Origin of the sequence: Methylacidiphilum sp. Yel, from assembly GCF_004421185.1 — a bacterium.
Classification (GTDB): domain Bacteria; phylum Verrucomicrobiota; class Verrucomicrobiia; order Methylacidiphilales; family Methylacidiphilaceae; genus Methylacidiphilum.
The window spans coordinates 4,594-21,775 of sequence record NZ_LXQB01000045.1 but is presented as its reverse complement, the minus strand read 5'-3'; the positions used below and the strand labels follow the sequence as shown (position 1 = coordinate 21,775).

Below are 17,182 nucleotides of genomic sequence, written 5' to 3'. Positions count from 1 at the left end.
TTTGCTCTTCCAAAGGCTTTTTCGCCAGAACTGGAACCGACCGGAACGGAGGCTCCAGCGGAAATAGCGATGCCCGTGATGGGCCCAAAGGATGCGCTCAGCGCAGTAGCCCCAATCTTTTCTGGATGACGAAGCTCTTGCGTTTTCTACCCGCTTAGCGAGCTTCTGAGAGCTTTTTCCCGAATCTTAGCTACAGCTGCCTCTCGCATCGCTTGCTCGTAAGCCAGCCGTTAGCCCATGTTTTGTGAAAATCGCCTGATTTTGGGGGTGCTCCAGAGGAGAGGGAGCCATTTTTGCTGAAAACATAGTGATACATTATGAATATAAATAATTATTATGAATAAACCTTTTAAAGTAAATAAATAGATCAACATTATAGGATAATGTCTCTTTATGTTTCTGCGTATCGTTCCAATTCGGCGGCTCAAGCGGGAAAGTGGACCAGTACGTTCAACTTGTGAAAAGCCACTACGATCGAGGGAAAATCAAACAGCGGACGATAGAGGATCTTCAAGCGCAAGGAGCTTTTGGCTCTTCATGTGGACAGGCTTGTGGAGCTTTTGATGGAAAGCTGTAAGCCAGAGTTGGTGACTGATTATGAGCTGACTCTGACCCGAAGGTGCCATACGAAAAGTGGCCAAAAGCATACGCCTACACTTCCTGAGACATGTCATACTTCACCCACAAGTTTTCGAATCACACGAAAAAAAAGATAATGCACTCTTAACCATAGGCAAATTCATAAAGATAAAGCCTTAATACATACTTTTTATGTTTTTAAAAGAAATTTCCTAAATTTTTTTTGTGATAGAGAATTAACGAGTCTATCAGCTAGCAGCCACCTCTTAAATAGCTAGAGAAAATTTAAATAAAAGCTCAACTAATGAAAGACTCATCCTTTTTCAATCTCAATTGCATAACAAATTTAAGACTAAACATTAAACTCTCTAAAGAACCTTGAAAAAACTCTCCTTACCAACTCCCCAAAAAACCTGGCATTTCTGTAGCATTAAGAACACCATGAGTTTCGATAGGAAAAAAAAACCTTTTCTTTTTTCATTCGTTTCGAAGTCATTTTTTATCCTCCACTTATAATCCTTTTAAAACTTCGATATGTTAAAAAACTTATTTCTTAGCCTCAAGTAGTAACATTGCATCTTGAATAGCTATTAGTATATTTTCTTTATAAGCGAATATATTCATTTTCTTTTTGTAATAAGTTTTTTCAATAAACGAGTTTTATTCATAAAATTTTCTTGATTTTTATAAACAATATCTTAAAAATTCAGTTGAAATTTAAGGGGGAAAATAGCTAAAAAGTAATATTGGTCATTCCATCTTCTGTAGAAATGGCCCCTATTTTTCAATAAGTATATAGGGAAAAGCGGTAGCTTTTTTTATTTTTTCTTCAGATTTTCTCCCAATAACCCAATAAAATAGGTAAAAAAATTAGTGATATGTATTTTTCTTTTTATTTGAATCTTGAAGAAAGAAACCTGCTTTTAGATGAAACTTTTCTTATTGGATTAAGTATAAAATGATTAGAGTTGCTCATTTAGTTTCACATCCTATACACTATTTTATTCCTATTTATAAAGAATTACATAAAATAAAAGATATTTCTTTTACTGTTATATACTATACATTAAAAACAACAGGGAAACTTCACAAAAATAATTATTCTAGAGATATTAACTATAATGTATCTTATTTTGAAGGCTATCACTGGGTTAGTTTTCCCAAAAGTAATCTGCTTGAAATCCCTAATTGTTTTTATAATTCTCCAAGAATTGATATCTTAGCACACCTATGGAAAGAAAAATACGATATCATATGGATACATGGATATTATCTTGTTATAAATTGGTTTGCGGTACTGCTTCAAAGCTTTAACAAAAGAATATCATTTCTTAGAACAGAAGACGTATTGTTCCACAAAAGAAAAAACTGGAAGAAAATAATAAAATACTTTCCTTTAAGATTTCTATTAAGCCAAACTTATGGTTTGTATATTGGAGAGGCGAATAAAAAATATCTTGAATATTATGGTATTCCAAAAACACGTTTATACCCAGCAATTTATTGTGCAGATAATCAATACTTTCAAACACAATATGAAAAATATTTCCCATATAAAGACAATATTCGAAAAGATTTAGGAATAGTTAATCCTTACCCCATAATCCTCTTCTGTGGTCGATTAGTAGAAATGAAATGTCCACTTCTTCTTTTAGAAGCATTTCAGATTGTTGCAACCCAATTGCCTTGCAATCTCTTAGTTGTAGGTGATGGACCTTTAAGAAACGTAATGGAAGAAAAAATTACAAGGGATAAAATAAAAAACGTCTATTTTACAGGCTTTCTTAATCAATCAGAAATCTCAAAAGCTTATAGTGCATCAGACTTATTTGTCTTACCTTCCACACATGACACCTGGGGACTTGTGATCAACGAAGCTATGAATTTTGGTCTTCCTGTTATCGCTTCAGATCTTGTTGGATGTGTTGGAGATTTAGTTAAGGATGGAGAAAATGGATTTGTTTTTCCAGCAAATAATGTTCACAAACTAGCAGATTGTATTAAAACACTTATCAATGATGAATCGATGAGAAAAAAAATGGGACAAAAGAGTAAAGAAATTATAGAATCCTATAGTATTAAAAGATGTGTAGATCAGCTTGTCTATGCTTTTAAATCAGTGATGTATCTCCCAAAAAACAATCATTCTTGTTCGGATCCCATTAATGAATAAAAAAAAATATAAGCTCTTATTATCAAGCTATTATTTTTGGCCTCAAATAGGAGGAATGGAAACTTTTGCACAACTTTTAGCTCAAGAACTAGAAAAAAAAAAACATTTCTATCTCTGTTCTTACCTCTACACATTATTCAGGAAAAGAACCATTTTCTTTTCGTGTGATTCGAAAAATAAATCCTTTTAGTGTTTTTCATGCGACTTTTCAAGCCGACGTAATATTACATAACCATTTGTCAATCAAACTTTGCTTTGCTTCTGCCCTATTACACAAACCCTATGGAATAATAATTCAAAATTGGCTTTCGTTTAAAGGATTCAAAGGACTCTTATATAAATGGATCCTAAAAAAAGCTAACATCATTATTGGAGTAAGCCAAGCTATTGCTGATCATCTTCCTTATAAAGCCATAGTAATCTCTAATCTCTATGATAATAGCCTTTTTGATTTACCAAAAGAAGAAAATCGACAAAAGGACCTCCTTTTTGTGGGAAGAATGGTTGATGGGAAAGGAGCAAAAGATCTTTTGGAGGCCATGATACTCTTAAAGCAAGAAAACATAAATCTCACGGCTAGTTTTGTTGGATACGGACCTGAGGAAGCCAATCTAATAGCTTTTGTAAAAGCCAATGATCTAGAACAAAAAGTTAGTATTTTAGGCCCTAAAACACAACAAGAAGTTGCTGATCTTATGAAAAAACATAAGATTTTGGTTGTACCTTCTATTTGGAACGAACCGTTTGGGATTGTGGCTCTAGAAGGTATTGCTTCAGGCTGTGTTGTCATTGGTACTGAAGGAGGGGGTCTTAAAGAAGCCATCGGGCCTTGTGGGCTTACGTATCCCAATGGAGATGTGCTTCAATTGGCAAACAAAATTAAAGAGCTCATTAAAAATCCAGATCTATTTTATTCATTACGGCTTTACGCAAAAGATCATCTTAAAAGATTTACAAAAGAAATTATTGGAGAGAATTATTATAATGTACTTCAAAAAATCCTATTTGAATCCTACTCGTAATCTCCAACTTCTTGAAAAAAGAAAAGAGCTTCTAAGCTGGATTCTTATAGGTATTTACGTGTTGCTTTTAACTGAAGGGATTCTAAGAAAATGGATTTTCCCTGGTTATGGAAGAGCGCTTTTTTTTATTAGAGATCCTTTTGTGATCTGGGCTTATTGGCTTGGAATAAGACTAAATTTATGGTCAAGACCTCATCCTTTCTATTTAGCAGGTTTATCTCTAGGTGTCATTGGTTTGATACTGGCTTTGTATGAATCTTTTTTTGGAGAAATTTCTCCTATGATTATATTTTATGGACTAAGAAACTATTTTTTGTACATTCCTCTGCCTTTCCTCATGGAAAGGGTTCTTTCAAAAGAACAGTTAGATAAAGTAGCTAAATGGACTTTACTATTTTCTATCCCTGTGGCTCCACTTTGTTTTCTTCAATCTATCTCCCCTGGTGACTCACCTATTAACGCTGGTTTTGCACAAGACCCGGAATTAGCATATCAAAATCTAGGGGTATATGGGGAAATTTCGCGAGCCCATGGTACTTTTACACAAGCAGGGGGTCAGGCTCTTTTTATAGCAAGTTGCCTTAGCTTCTTCATTTACCTGTTATTTAAAAACAAAAATCAGAAATTTCTTCAAGGATATTTAACCTGGATAGTTGGATGCGCAGTTCTGGTTAACATCTTAGTTTCAGGAAGTAGAACAGCCTTTTTTATGTGTTTTATAGTCTTAATTGGTTCTCTAATCGCTGGTCTTAAATCTGGCTTAAACAGGCAGTCATTCAATTTTATAATTACTCTTATTATTATGATAATTGTAGGGAGCTTCCTTTCTTTGACTATCTTTTCTAACGTTATTGAAGCAATGGTTGAAAGATGGACGGGCGCAGCGGAATATGAAGGAGGATTTCTTATGCTTGAAAGAATTGCTGGGGATTTAGTCAGGTTTTTTGATGTATTGGATAAAGTCCCCTTATTAGGATTTGGTCTTGGCACAGCCGGAAATGCTTTTACAATATTACAAGGAGAACAATCTCTATATGTTGAAGATGATTGGAGTAGGCATATTTATGAGCTTGGTCCACTTTTTGGTCTTATTTTTTTAATTTACCGACTTTCCCTTGTGATTTATCTTGGATTAAGATGTTGGAAAGCGACAGCATTATTAAAAAATCCATTGCCTCTGATTTTATATTTTTTTGTTAGTCCTATTCTTTTCAATGGTCAAATTACCGGTCAAGGAACAACAAACGGCTATGGATGGATTTTTACCGGGTTTTGTCTAGTAGCTTCTCGGATTGATAGTTCTTCTTTTTCTTCAAGGAGAACTCCTAATGTTTTGTTTCGAACAAAGTTTTGTTCTTAATTAATCATTAAAATAAAAATGCAATATTTTTTGATAAAATATAAATTTTATCATTGGGATCTTAGTATCTTAATTATCTATGCATATTCTTAAGGTTATCTGTAGCCTTTCTCTTCGTCATGGAGGTCCATCTTTTGCTTGCCTAAATCAGGCTAAAGCTTTAGCTGATCGAGGCCATCAAGTTACTATCTATACTACAAATGATAATGTCGATTCTTTGCTTGACGTTCCATTAAATCAAGCTATAAAAAAAGATGGATATAAAATATACTATTTTCCAATAACTCTTCATTCGATATCGTATTTTAGAAAATACTATTTATCAATACATTTAAAGCAATATTTATTAGAAACTATATCACATTATGATATAGTATATATATATTCTCTATATAGATTTCCTCCAACAATTGCTGCTTACTATGCCCGCAAATATCATATTCCCTATGTGATGAATCCTCATGGTTCGCTTGATCCTTTCTTGTTTAAGAAAAAGCGGTTGTTAAAATTTCCTCATGAAAAATTGTTTGATTTTCCAAATCTAAACCATGCTTCAGCTATTCATTATACTTCTTTAGAAGAACAACAATTAACACTTCCATTAAAACTAAAGGCTCCTGGGATAATCATTCCACTTGGCATTGATGTTAAACAACATAGATATCCTCTAAAGGGCCTTTTCAGAGGCCAATACAATCTTTTTAAACATAAAATCTTACTTTTTTTTGGAAGAATAAATTTTAAAAAAGGTCTAGATCTTCTTATTCCTGCTTTTTCTCAAATTATACAAAGGCACAAAGAGGCTGTCCTTATCCTCGCAGGACCCGATAATGAAGGGTATGGGAAAGAGGTTTCCAATTGGATCAAAGAATTTAACCTTGAAAAACATGTAATCTTTACTGGAATGATTACTGGTGATAAAAAAATAGCGCTTCTTGCCGATGCAGATGTGTTCATTTTGCCTTCCTATACAGAAAACTTCGGAATAGCCGTCGTTGAAGCCATGGCTGCAGGCATTCCTGTGATTATCTCAAATAAGGTGAACATTTGGAGGGAGGTTAAACAAGGGAATGCTGGCATAGTTGTCTCTTGTAATGTGGAAGAAATAGCCAAAGCATGCATCGAACTATTAAGCAATGAGTCTCTGCGGCTTACAATGGGGAAAAATGGACAAAAAATAGCTGAAGATCTATTTTCTATTGAAAAAACTACAATAAAACTTGAAGAATCATTTATAGAAATTATCAACAAACATAAATCTAAATGTGAACTACTTAAATAGTGTAAGACTTCTTTCCTCCTTAGAATTTTATAGTAAAATATTTTCTCTATTCAAAAGACATTTTCCTATTCTAGTTCCATTATGGAGTTCTTCTGGTATTGTTTCTTTGACTAACGCCTTAAGTATATTTCTTTTAGTAGCAAAAACTCCTAAATATATATTTGCATCCTACGCGATTGCACAAGCCATTACATTTCTAGTGAATGTATGGACAGACGGAGGAGTTTCTTCAGCAATCCAAGTCTTGGCTGCTCAAGATGAAAATAACAAAGCCCATTTTGAGACTTATAAAAAAGAAAGCCTCAATGTTTCAGTCCGACTCATTCTAATAATGGGACTTTTATTATGGGTGATTATTTTTCTTTTCCATTATAAAGGAAAATTTTTTGAAAAAATACCATTAACATTAATCAATGCTTTTTTCCTTGTAGGCTTATTGCAAAGTCGTCAATCATTTTGTCTTTCTTTTTTATATGCCCTTGGAAAATTTAATCATTATAGTTGGCTGCAAACTTTTAGTCCAATATTCCGACTCTTTTGTTTGATTATCATTCTATATTTTTTTTGTTTCTCTGTTAGCCTAATGACTCTTTTCTGCATCGACTTTATTTCTTATGGATTAGGATGGCTATTATGTGGATATTTTTTAAATAAAATAGAAAATCGGCTTTCCTCAAAGAATATAAATAATATAATTATCACTCAAAATATTCGTAATGAACTATGGAAATTCGTATTCCCTTCTCTTCAAAGCAGTGTTTTGCTTTCGATAGCACATTGGAGTGGAACTTTATTTGGTGCATTGTTCGCTACAGACACCGTAGTGGCAATATATTCTATTTTTCAAAGATGCAATCAAATTATTTTGCTGGCATTTGGTCCGCTAAATAATTATATAGGAAGAAAATTGCGTCTTATTCATGCTATTACTGAACGATTTTTCAAAGCTAAAAAATACCTTTTTTTTATTGCAATAATAGACATTTTATTTTCAATCCTTCTTTATGGTGTTTATATCCTGGCTAATAAATATTATCATCATTATATTTTTGAATATCCAAATACTTTTATCATTTTTTTATTTTCTGCTTATTTTGGAATAATTTATTGTGCAATGGACACTATTCTCTCTGCATGGGGTAAAGCAACTCATCGGTTTTTCAGTTCATGGATATCAGCAGGAAAAATCCTCTTTTTTTCTTTTATTCAACCAAAAACGGCTGCTTTATTGTTTTTAATTGATGGAAGCTTCGTTGTTCTTATAGATATTATATTTCTTTTGATATTCATTTCTTTTAAACAAAAAGAAATTAAAACTGTTTGAAAGAGTGATAATAAGATTATTTCCAATAATTTTTTTTTCATTCAAATTAATCTTCCACTGCTTTTCTTTTGGAGTATGGCAGGGTTGCCCATTGGTTTTTCCTATTCAAGAAAAAACAGAGGGGCCTTCCCAAGGTTTTATAATTACAAATACACAAGGAACAGACGACAAAGTCACTTATTCAGGACAACTTCTTGATATTCAGTTTTGGAATGAACAGATTGGATGGACCTGTGGTTATAGTGGGGTATATAAGACCATGGATGGAGGAAAAACTTGGCAAAAAATGAAAAATGAAGGAGGATGGTATCACATCCAACTGACTAGTCCCCGAGAGATTTGGTTACTTGAAGGTCAACATGGAAAGGCTTGGGCAAGGCTCTGGCATTCAACGAATGATGGAGAAAGTTGGGAAGAAATTCTTCCTGGAAAACTGCAAGGCTATGGAGCTCTCTATTGTAAAGGCCCAGTACGATTCGTTCTTTGTAATGATTTTGCTAGCCATTGGAGTATTGATGGAGGGAAAAATTGGAAGGAACAGACTTTCTTTGGTTCTTTAAAAATGGCTATTCCAGGAGATGTAAAAGAAAGGATGGGCTTTACTATCTATATTCTTGGCTCAAAACGACCAGCTCCTTATTTATTGAAAAGTATAGATTCAGGAGAAACATGGAAAGAAATTCTCCTGCCCCCAGGCCTTCCTTATCCGTATTCCCTTTTCTTTGCCACTAGTTGGAAAGGTTGGATAGGCTTAGATCAAGGGAAAATAGTTGCTACAGAAGATGGGGGAGAAACCTGGAAGCTTTATCAACTTCCGACAACTCGAGCTATAACCGCTCTGTGGTTTGATCAGCTTGGAAGAGGGTATGCAGCCGTTCAAAATAATAATTATCTGCAATTAGCTGAATCAATGTTTAAAACAGAAGATGGAGGGAAATCTTGGAAAATGGTTCTTTCTGGCGCAAAACAGATTAACGCTCTTTTTGGATTAAGCTATAAGAAAGTTTGGGGAGCTGGGGCTTGCCCAGGACTCCCCACAGCAACTGATTTAATTGTGATCTCTAATCAATAATTCAAAAGAAATGATTTTTCTTCTGACCAATTTAAATCTTAAAAAATTGGCTATCTTTTTAATAGGATTTATTGTTCTTTTCTTCCCCTTAGTTCTCTTTGGCCAGCAAACAGACAATCATTTGCTAATTTCTATTCCGGCTCAACAAACTGTACAAATCGATGGGGACTTAAAAGAATGGGACCTTTCAGGAACTCTTCTTTGTTGTTATGATCTATCAACTCTTCAACAGACCCATTCTGTCGAAGTAGCTTCTATGTATGACCAAAAGAACCTATATTTTTCATTTCGCTTCCATGACCTTAGCCCCATGGAAAACTGGATAAATCCTGAGGTTGATCCTCAAGGAGGATGGAAAGGAGATGCTGTTCAAATCCGGATAAAGTCTCCATCCACCATAGTGCATGTTACTTCTTGGTATTATACCCCCAAACATCAGCCATGGGTTAGCCTTCATTTTGGAATGTGGGATAAAGATTCCAAAGCAGTCGATGTCAATGATGGAAGCAGGATGGGGGTAGAAGTTGCTTTTAAGAAAAATCAAGATGCAAAAGGCTATTGCCAAGAAATAGCAATTCCTTGGAAGATCTTAGGGCTCACTTCATTAAATAATTTTTCTATTGAGAAATTACATCTTTTATGCGGGTTAGAATTTTTTTGGGGAAGTCTAAAAGGCAAAAACTGGCCCGAACATAGGTTTGCTGATTTAGTGAATCCACAAAATCCACTTCGGGCTTTTTTTTGGACCGATCCCTCAGCTTGGGGAAAAATAGAATTTTCAAAAGAAGGACATATTTTCTCTCTAAATCAGGTCAATGAAATAAAGGAAAAAAAAGATTTTCAACAATTTTCTACTCATGGGAATATTCAAATTAGCTACGATTTACCATCAGACGCCAATGTAAGCCTTGTAATAGATGATAAACAGGGCAATAGAATCAGAAATCTTATTGGGGATGTTCCAAGGAAAGCTGGAAGAAACATTGACTGGTGGGATGGGAAAGATGATGATGGAAAAGAAGTCTCTCCTGGAGAATATTTTTTAAGAGGTATTTTTCATAAGCCGTTCACACTCCACTACGAATTTTCTTTTGGAAATCCTGGAGATCCCCCCTGGCTAACCCCCGATGGTCGTGGGGGATGGTTATCAAATCATGAGAACCCTTTGTCAATAACCTCAGATAAAAATAGTATCTTTGTTTCTGCCGCACTGGCAGAGGGGGCCTGTACCGTTATGGCTCTTGATTTGAATGGTCGCAAAAAATGGGGCAATGGCGGAATTGTTGGAGGAATGATTACTAGGCTTAGATCCTATCTTTATATGGTCATTGGAGGAACAATCAATAGTTATGGAGTTCCTCCTGGAGAAATTCGGCTTGTTCGTTTTAATGCCGAAAATGGCGATCCCGTTTTATTTAAAGATAATATGCCTTATAAGGTCATTTATCATTATGATATTTCTAAGCCTCCCCCTCCTAAGGCCCTAGAAGGAGAAGCGATTGAAAATGGGACACTAGATGCTGCATGGTGCCAAAGACAAGTGATGGGAATAGCTTCTTGGAAGAATATGCTCTATTGTTCTCTTTTTTTTGAAAACAAGATTCTTATTTTAGACGATGAAGCCAATAGTATCCGCACGCTTTCTATTGATAAACCAACAGGCATAGTTGCAGCAAACGATGGGCTACTTTATGCGATCAGTGGGCATCGCGTTGTTAAGATTGATCAACAGGGAAACATCACTCCATTTATTACCACAGGACTAGAAGCTCCAATTGGGATTGCTCTAGATCAAAATAATCAACTTTATATTTCTGATTGGGGTAGAGCAATGAATATCAAAGTCTTTTCTAAAGATGGAGTTTTTTTAAGAGAAATCGGTAAGAAAGGGGGGAGACCTCTCAATGGCCCATATGATCCCAGAGGAATGTTTTTACCTTTTGGGCTTACGGTTGATCCAAAAAATAGGATTTGGGTGGCTGAATGGGACCAATCACCAAGACGAATTAGTGTATGGGCCTTAAATGGTGAATTTCTCACTGAATATTGTGGTTCAACCTTTTATGCAGCTATGGGATGTAATATTAATCCATTAAATCCTTCTGAAGCCATAGTAATGGCAAATAAAGTAGACTTAGATTGGCAAAAAGGATTATGGCGATTGAATAGCACTTTATGGCGATCTACAAAATCGAATGCTCTTTTTGGATTAGATGCTGAGATGTATCATCAATTTCTTTTATTAGCCAAGAGAAAACTTCTTGTCAGTGGATTTAAAAACTATCTTTGTATATCAGAATTAAATGAAGATGGTTCCGCTCGTCCATTATCCGCAATGGGTCAACTCTCTTATTTTTTGAAATATAATTACAGGCTTCCAAGGCTGATTGCAAATCAACTCTTTTCAGATCCTTTCCAATTAGAATGGGCTAAAAGCAAATTTCCTTCTATATTTGATGGGAATGCATGGGAAACAGTTCATAGTCGAGAAGAGTTATGTAATCTTTTACACTATGAATCAATAGCAAGGGGCTACCCTCTTCGTCATTCATTCTTATGGATTGATCAAAACGGAGATGGTCGAGTCCAAGAAAATGAAGTAGAAATATTTTCTGACGAAGAAACAGGTGGTCCCATTTTCAAAGGTGCTTGGTGGAGACCTATTATTGGCCAAGACTTATCAACCTATTGGATTAATCAGACCAAAGAATTTGTTACTGTCTGGAAGCTTGATTGCAAAGGATTCAATAGTGTTGGAGCGCCTGTATATTCTTTAAAAGAAGCTAAAAGAATTTTCGCTTTGTCAAATCCCTTGCCTGTAGCTGATGAACCCCAAGGATGGTGCGATGCAAAGGGCAACATTCTCATCAATCATAATCCATTAGAAATGTTTACCCAAGAAGGGAAATTGCTTTGGCATTATCCCAACCCTTGGTCCGGTGTGCATGGCAGTCATCTAGCCCCAAAAGCCTATCCTGGGAGATTGATTGGCCCTCTTTATGTCATAGGATCAGCAAATTTAGATAATATCGGAGAGATTTTCTGTCTTTCAGGAAACTTTGGGGAAAGATATCTCTTTACAACTGATGGACTTTATATCGGAAGCCTTTTTAAAGATGCTCGAGCAGCACCAGACGTTCTTCCACAACATCAAGTTCGTGGCATTGAATTAACAACAAACTCAGCTGGGGGTGAAAGTTTTGGAGGCCAGTTCTTTAAAAGTTCCATTGATAACAATTTTTATATTATTGGACCGGTAAGTGATGCAAGAGAATGTTCGGTCATTGCAAAGCTTGAAGGATTAGACACTGTAAAAAAACTACCACAACAGCCGCTCATCGTTTCTTCAAATAAGGAAAAAAACGATAGGTCGACTCAAATCAACGGCTTAAGACCTGTTTTAATCATAAGGCCACTTCCTTATAATAATGATGCTAGTAGTCCTCCTAGTGCTGATCTTTTTCAGTGGGATTTCAAAGAAGAAGTAGCGCATTGGAGCTTTGATGCTAATCATGAGGCTTCTGCAAGTTTAACTTTTGATCAACAATATCTTTATATTGGCTTTAAAGACGTTACTGATGATACCCCAATGATTAATAATGGGAAAAACCCTTTTCAACTTTTCAAAACAGGGGATGCAGTAATATTTGAATGTGGAGCACAAAGACTATCGTTAAGCGAACCAATTCAAGAAGGAGATTTTAGACTTCTTTTTTCTATTTATAAACAGAAGCCAATTGCAATACTCTATCGTTATAGAGTTATGGGTACAAAAAACCCCTTTTTATTTTCTTCCCCTATTGGGACGACGTCTATTGATCAAGTCTTAATTCTTGATGACTGTAAAATTCAATTAATAAGACAAAGAGATAAATATAGTTTATATGCAGCAATCCCACTAAAAGAACTTGGCCTTCTTTTTCATCCAGGCAAAACATTTTATGGAGATTTTGGAATAATTTATTCAGATAAAAATGGCACAATGGATTCACTTAGAATGTATTGGTCAAACAAAAAAACTGGTATGATAAATGATTTATCCATAGAATCAGAAATCGATCCTAAAGAATGGGCTAAGTTAATAATTAAGTAATATCATTTGTAGTATTGATTTTTTATGAGGAAGACATTTTCTGCTAGTTCTTCAGCATCAATAAGCTTTAAAGAAAAAGTATGTGAATTATATAATATTTTTCGCTTGCGTCTATTAGAACCAAAGGGAATTAAAAAAGTAGAAAGACTTTTAGATGATCTCGAGGAATATAGCAATAAGCTTTTTTTATATGCTGGAAAGTCAATAGAAAATGCACGAATTTTAGAAATTGGTTTTGGTGCAAGGCCTCTTAGAATGGCTTTGTTAAAAAGTTTTGGAGCAAAGATTAAAGGGGTTGATTTAGATGTCCCGCTTTTAGATGGCAAAATCTCAGAAGTTGTTAAGATATGGAAAAAAAATGGCATGGAGCGAGCCATTAAATCTTTTATTCGATTTTATTTATTTGATCTTGCGGAAAGGAAAATTTTATCAAAAGCTACTGAATTGCGAGGGAAAAAACTTACATTTTCATTTTCAAAAGATGACCTATTTATTTGTGATGCTTCAGAACTAGAGTTCGATTCTCATTCATTTGATTTAATAATATCTGAGGATGTTTTTGAACATATAGAGACTAATTCATTAGTGAAATTGATTCCTAAAATGGCTCATTGGCTAGATCCATCAGGTGTCGCTTTCATTCGCCCTAACATTTATACAGGAATATGTGGAGGACATCTTACTGAATGGTTTCCTTCCGTCGTCAATTCTGATATGAAACGGAGGAGTGAGCCTTGGGAACACCTTAGGAAAAGGCGTTTTCAGCCAAATACTTTTTTAAACAGACTGTCACGAAAAGATTATCGGTCTTTGTTTAGTCAATATTTTGATATTCTTGAAGAAGAAGTTAAACATCCTGATTTAGGTAGAAAATGGCTCACTGCTGAAATTCAAGAAGAACTTAAAGATTATCCTTATGAAGAGCTTTTTTCTAATACCGTCTTGTTTGTTTTAAAACCAAAAAAAATTTACTAATAAAACATACATCCTTGATAAAGACTTGTAGCATGTTCATAAATCTAATGCCTTTAAAGGCTTGGAGTATTCATAAATGTTATTTTAATTAATACTATGCATGTATCTGTAGTAATTTTAACTTATAATTCAGAAAGAACTATTATTCCTACAATTGAATCAGCACTTGCCGTTTCAGATGATGTTCATGTGGTAGATTCTTATAGTTCTGATAATACAATCAAAATATTGAGTTCTTATCCAGTCCATATAATTCAACATCCATTCGAGTATTATGCAAAACAAAGAAATTGGGCTATTGAAAATCTTCCGCTTAAAAAGCCTTGGGAATTACATTTAGACGCTGATGAAATGCTTTCGCCTGAACTAATCGAGCAATTAAAAAATCTTTCTTTATTCCTACAAAATCAAATCGATGGCTTCTATATCCCTAGAGTAGTAAAATTCTTAGGCAAAATCCTCAAGCATGGAGGTATTTATCCAACATGGCATCTTAGACTTTTTCGAAGAGGAAAAGGCCGCTGTGAAGATCGACTCTATGATCAACATTTTTATGTTCAAGGACAAACTGCCAAGCTCCAAGCAATCATGATCGATGATATTCAAATGGATCTCACGGAATGGATTCAAAGACACAATCGATGGTCTGATCTTGAAGCCCAAGAAATATTCGTAGGAGGAGCTCAAAAAAAAGATGAATCCAAATGGGCAGCTGGAAGTCCAATTAACCAAAAAAAAACTCTAAAACAATTTTACTATAATTTTCCTCTTTTTATTCGTCCCGTTTTATTATTTTGTTATAGATATTTTATCAAGCTAGGATTTCTTGATGGTATTGAAGGACTGATTTTTTATGTGTTACAAACGTTCTGGTTCAGGTTTTTAATAGATGCTAAACTCTGGGAATTATCTAGAAAGAACAAACTCCTTCCAAATCCATAAGAAGAAAGAGTTTTTTGGAAAAATTTTATAAAACCCGGTGGATTCATTGCTGTATCCACACCAAACAATCTTAGCTTAAGAAGCCTAGGGTCTTTGATTTTAAAAGGTCATTTTGCAGCTTTTCAAGAAAATATTGGAAATTATCCACTTCATATCACAGCTCTTCTAGAGCTTGATCTATTAAGAATAGCAAAAGAAAACCAATTGATTAATTTGGCTATTGGTTATAGCAATCAAGGCAAGATTCCTTGGGTTAATTTTTTTTGGCCTTCCTTTTTAAAGGGAAGACTCTTTAGTGATAATCTCGTTCTTTTAGCTCAAAAACCTTGTTAATTTGTAATTACCCTTTTTGAACTTTTCTGTCTTAGGATAATCAATGGCTATCATTTCATTAAAGAAAATATATAAATCCTATAAAATTCTCTCTACACCTTTTTATTGGAAAGGCGCTTTTTGTAAAGTCGCAGCAGGAATTGAACATGAAAAACTTTTAAAAAACATCCCTTCTTGTCATCTTATCGTCGATGTGGGAGCAAATCGTGGCCAATTTTCTTTAGTGGCAAGGCGTTTTTTCCCAAAAGCTTTAATCTATTCTTTTGAACCACAACCTAAGCCAGCTAGACTCTATAAAGCCCTTTTTAAAGGAGATCCTCAAGTTATTTTTTTCAACGGAGGCATAGGCCCCATAGTTGGTAAATTTCCAATGCATGTATCTTTAAAAGATGATTCCTCTTCTTTGTTTCCAATAAGCCATTTACAAAATTATTTTTTCCCTGGAACGTATAAAAAAGATGAGATTCTAGTTGAAATTGGGCCTTTAGATTATTGGTTAAAAAATGTCATATTTCATTCTCCAGCTTTACTAAAAATTGATGTGCAAGGATACGAACTAGAGGTACTTAGAGGATGTGAAAATCTTCTTGATAATTTCCAGTATATCTATGTTGAAGCTTCTTTTTATGAATTATACATGGGTCAAGCATTAGCTGATCAAATAGTAGATTTTTTATATTCTAAACATTTTAGATTTCGTGGGATTTACAATTTAGTCTATGATTCAAAAGGAAACTCTATCCAAGGGGATTTTTTCTTTGAAAAAGAAAAATAATTGTTTTTAAGACCATAATAATGAAAGGTATTTGAATCTATAAAACAATATTTTAAGCTAAAATAAATTTAATTGAAATTCTACTTGAGAAAAGAATTTCCTTTTTATTCATTCATAACTTAAAAATAATATTCTAAAAAATAATATTTTAAAAATTGGTTTATTGTAATCTAACCTTTAGTGGATAAGTAAGAACCATCAACAGGATTAGAATCATTAAAAAACTCAAAGATTTTCCCACATAGATCACCTGTAATTTTCTGCAAGTAAATTTAATGTATTCTTATGTTTTGAGTTAACTGACTAAACAAAACTTTTCTTTAGCATTTCGTGCTTCGTATGTTCTCTATCTCACGACCGATAAAAATGGCCTAATTTTGAGGGTACCCCAGAGAAAAGGTAGCCATTTTTGCAAAAACATATTGCTACATTGTGAATATATTTTTCTTAGATAATCTCTTGATTTTCCTCAATTAAACACCGTTCATGGATAATGTCTCCTTATGTTTTTCGTATTGTTCCGATTCGACGTCCGAGCGAGAAAGTCAACCAGTTCGTTCGACTGGTGGAAAGCTACTACGATCGAGGGAAGACCAAATAGCGGACGATAGCAAATTTTGGACAAAAAATCTCTTAGTTCCTCATCTAGAAGGGCTTGGGTAGCTTTTGAGGGGGAAGAACAGTGGAAGCCAACGCAAAGCTGAAAGCCAGCAGAATCATCAGCGGAGGAGAGCCGACCCTGGTGGCTAGCCTATGTTTGGTGAAACTTTTTTAAGATGCTGATTATCAATGAGATATTTTTCAATGTGTCACTATGCGAGGGTTTTAGGAGTTATTTTTGGGTTTCCAAGGCTCCATGAAGCCAACTCGGAGGGCGGAAAGGATCCGGCCGCCCGTGTTGGTTTCCCGCCGTGACTCCGCGGTGTTTGGTGCCAGAGATGTCTGCCTTGGGCGTCTTTGGACGGTGAGTAGGTGAGTCAGGGCCTCTTCGGGGGAAAAGGGGAGTTTGGCTGCCTTAAGTTTTTTCTCCAATAGCCGGTCAAGCAAGAAGGCCAAGGCGGCGACAAAGACATGGGCCTGGACGAGCTCTCGGATCATGGGGATAGATTGGAGGCATCTTTAGGACATCTTTTAACTTCCTAAAGGCCCGCTCCACTTGGGCAAGCTCCTTGTAAGCGCAGACGGCCTCTAGTGCGGAGAGATTTTTTTCTTGTCTCTAGGATCAGGTACTTGCCTTAGGGAAGCTTTTGCT

11 protein-coding genes are annotated in these 17,182 nt (G+C 34.9%); all 11 read left to right on the top strand.

What is annotated here, in order from left to right; all coding sequences use genetic code 11:
* Positions 1 to 1,537 precede the first annotated feature (1,537 nt).
* The 11 genes from A7Q09_RS07020 (at position 1,538) to A7Q09_RS06970 (ending at position 15,930) form a co-directional block, all read left to right on the top strand.
* Positions 1,538 to 2,752: a glycosyltransferase family 4 protein gene (locus tag A7Q09_RS07020; protein ID WP_134390634.1), complete on the top strand. Its 1,215-nt coding sequence runs from the start codon at positions 1,538 to 1,540 to the stop codon at positions 2,750 to 2,752.
* A 164-nt stretch (positions 2,753 to 2,916) separates the two neighbouring features.
* A complete protein-coding gene (locus A7Q09_RS07015) occupies positions 2,917 to 3,774 on the top strand; it encodes a glycosyltransferase family 4 protein (RefSeq protein ID WP_134390632.1) in 858 nt (285 codons plus the stop codon).
* Complete coding sequence (locus A7Q09_RS07010) at positions 3,737 to 5,134, top strand: hypothetical protein (protein WP_134390630.1); 1,398 nt, start codon at positions 3,737 to 3,739, stop codon at positions 5,132 to 5,134. Before A7Q09_RS07015 ends, A7Q09_RS07010 begins: the two co-directional genes overlap by 38 nt.
* A gap of 79 nt (positions 5,135 to 5,213) precedes the next feature.
* Positions 5,214 to 6,416, top strand: coding sequence for a glycosyltransferase (locus A7Q09_RS07005; protein ID WP_134390629.1), 1,203 nt, complete (start codon positions 5,214 to 5,216; stop codon positions 6,414 to 6,416).
* Positions 6,400 to 7,740 (top strand): hypothetical protein, encoded by a 1,341-nt coding sequence (locus A7Q09_RS07000; RefSeq protein WP_134390627.1) that lies wholly within the window; start codon positions 6,400 to 6,402, stop codon positions 7,738 to 7,740. The genes A7Q09_RS07005 and A7Q09_RS07000 overlap by 17 nt, the downstream gene beginning before the upstream one ends.
* Before the next feature lie 91 nt (positions 7,741 to 7,831).
* Positions 7,832 to 8,812: a hypothetical protein gene (locus A7Q09_RS06995; RefSeq protein WP_208526706.1), complete on the top strand. Its 981-nt coding sequence runs from the start codon at positions 7,832 to 7,834 to the stop codon at positions 8,810 to 8,812.
* Positions 8,813 to 8,822: 10 nt separating this feature from the next.
* Positions 8,823 to 12,905 (top strand): FlgD immunoglobulin-like domain containing protein, encoded by a 4,083-nt coding sequence (locus A7Q09_RS06990; protein WP_134390625.1) that lies wholly within the window; start codon positions 8,823 to 8,825, stop codon positions 12,903 to 12,905.
* A gap of 24 nt (positions 12,906 to 12,929) precedes the next feature.
* Positions 12,930 to 13,880 carry a class I SAM-dependent methyltransferase gene (locus A7Q09_RS06985; RefSeq protein WP_134390624.1) on the top strand — a complete coding sequence of 317 codons (951 nt, stop codon included), beginning with the start codon at positions 12,930 to 12,932 and terminating at the stop codon, positions 13,878 to 13,880.
* 96 nt (positions 13,881 to 13,976) lie between these two features.
* Positions 13,977 to 14,822 (top strand): glycosyltransferase family 2 protein, encoded by an 846-nt coding sequence (locus tag A7Q09_RS06980; protein WP_134390622.1) that lies wholly within the window; start codon positions 13,977 to 13,979, stop codon positions 14,820 to 14,822.
* A 93-nt stretch (positions 14,823 to 14,915) separates the two neighbouring features.
* Positions 14,916 to 15,155: a hypothetical protein gene (locus tag A7Q09_RS06975; protein WP_134390620.1), complete on the top strand. Its 240-nt coding sequence runs from the start codon at positions 14,916 to 14,918 to the stop codon at positions 15,153 to 15,155.
* Positions 15,156 to 15,198: 43 nt separating this feature from the next.
* Positions 15,199 to 15,930, top strand: a complete 732-nt coding sequence (locus A7Q09_RS06970; protein ID WP_244228588.1) for an FkbM family methyltransferase — start codon at positions 15,199 to 15,201, stop codon at positions 15,928 to 15,930.
* Positions 15,931 to 17,182 lie beyond the last annotated feature (1,252 nt).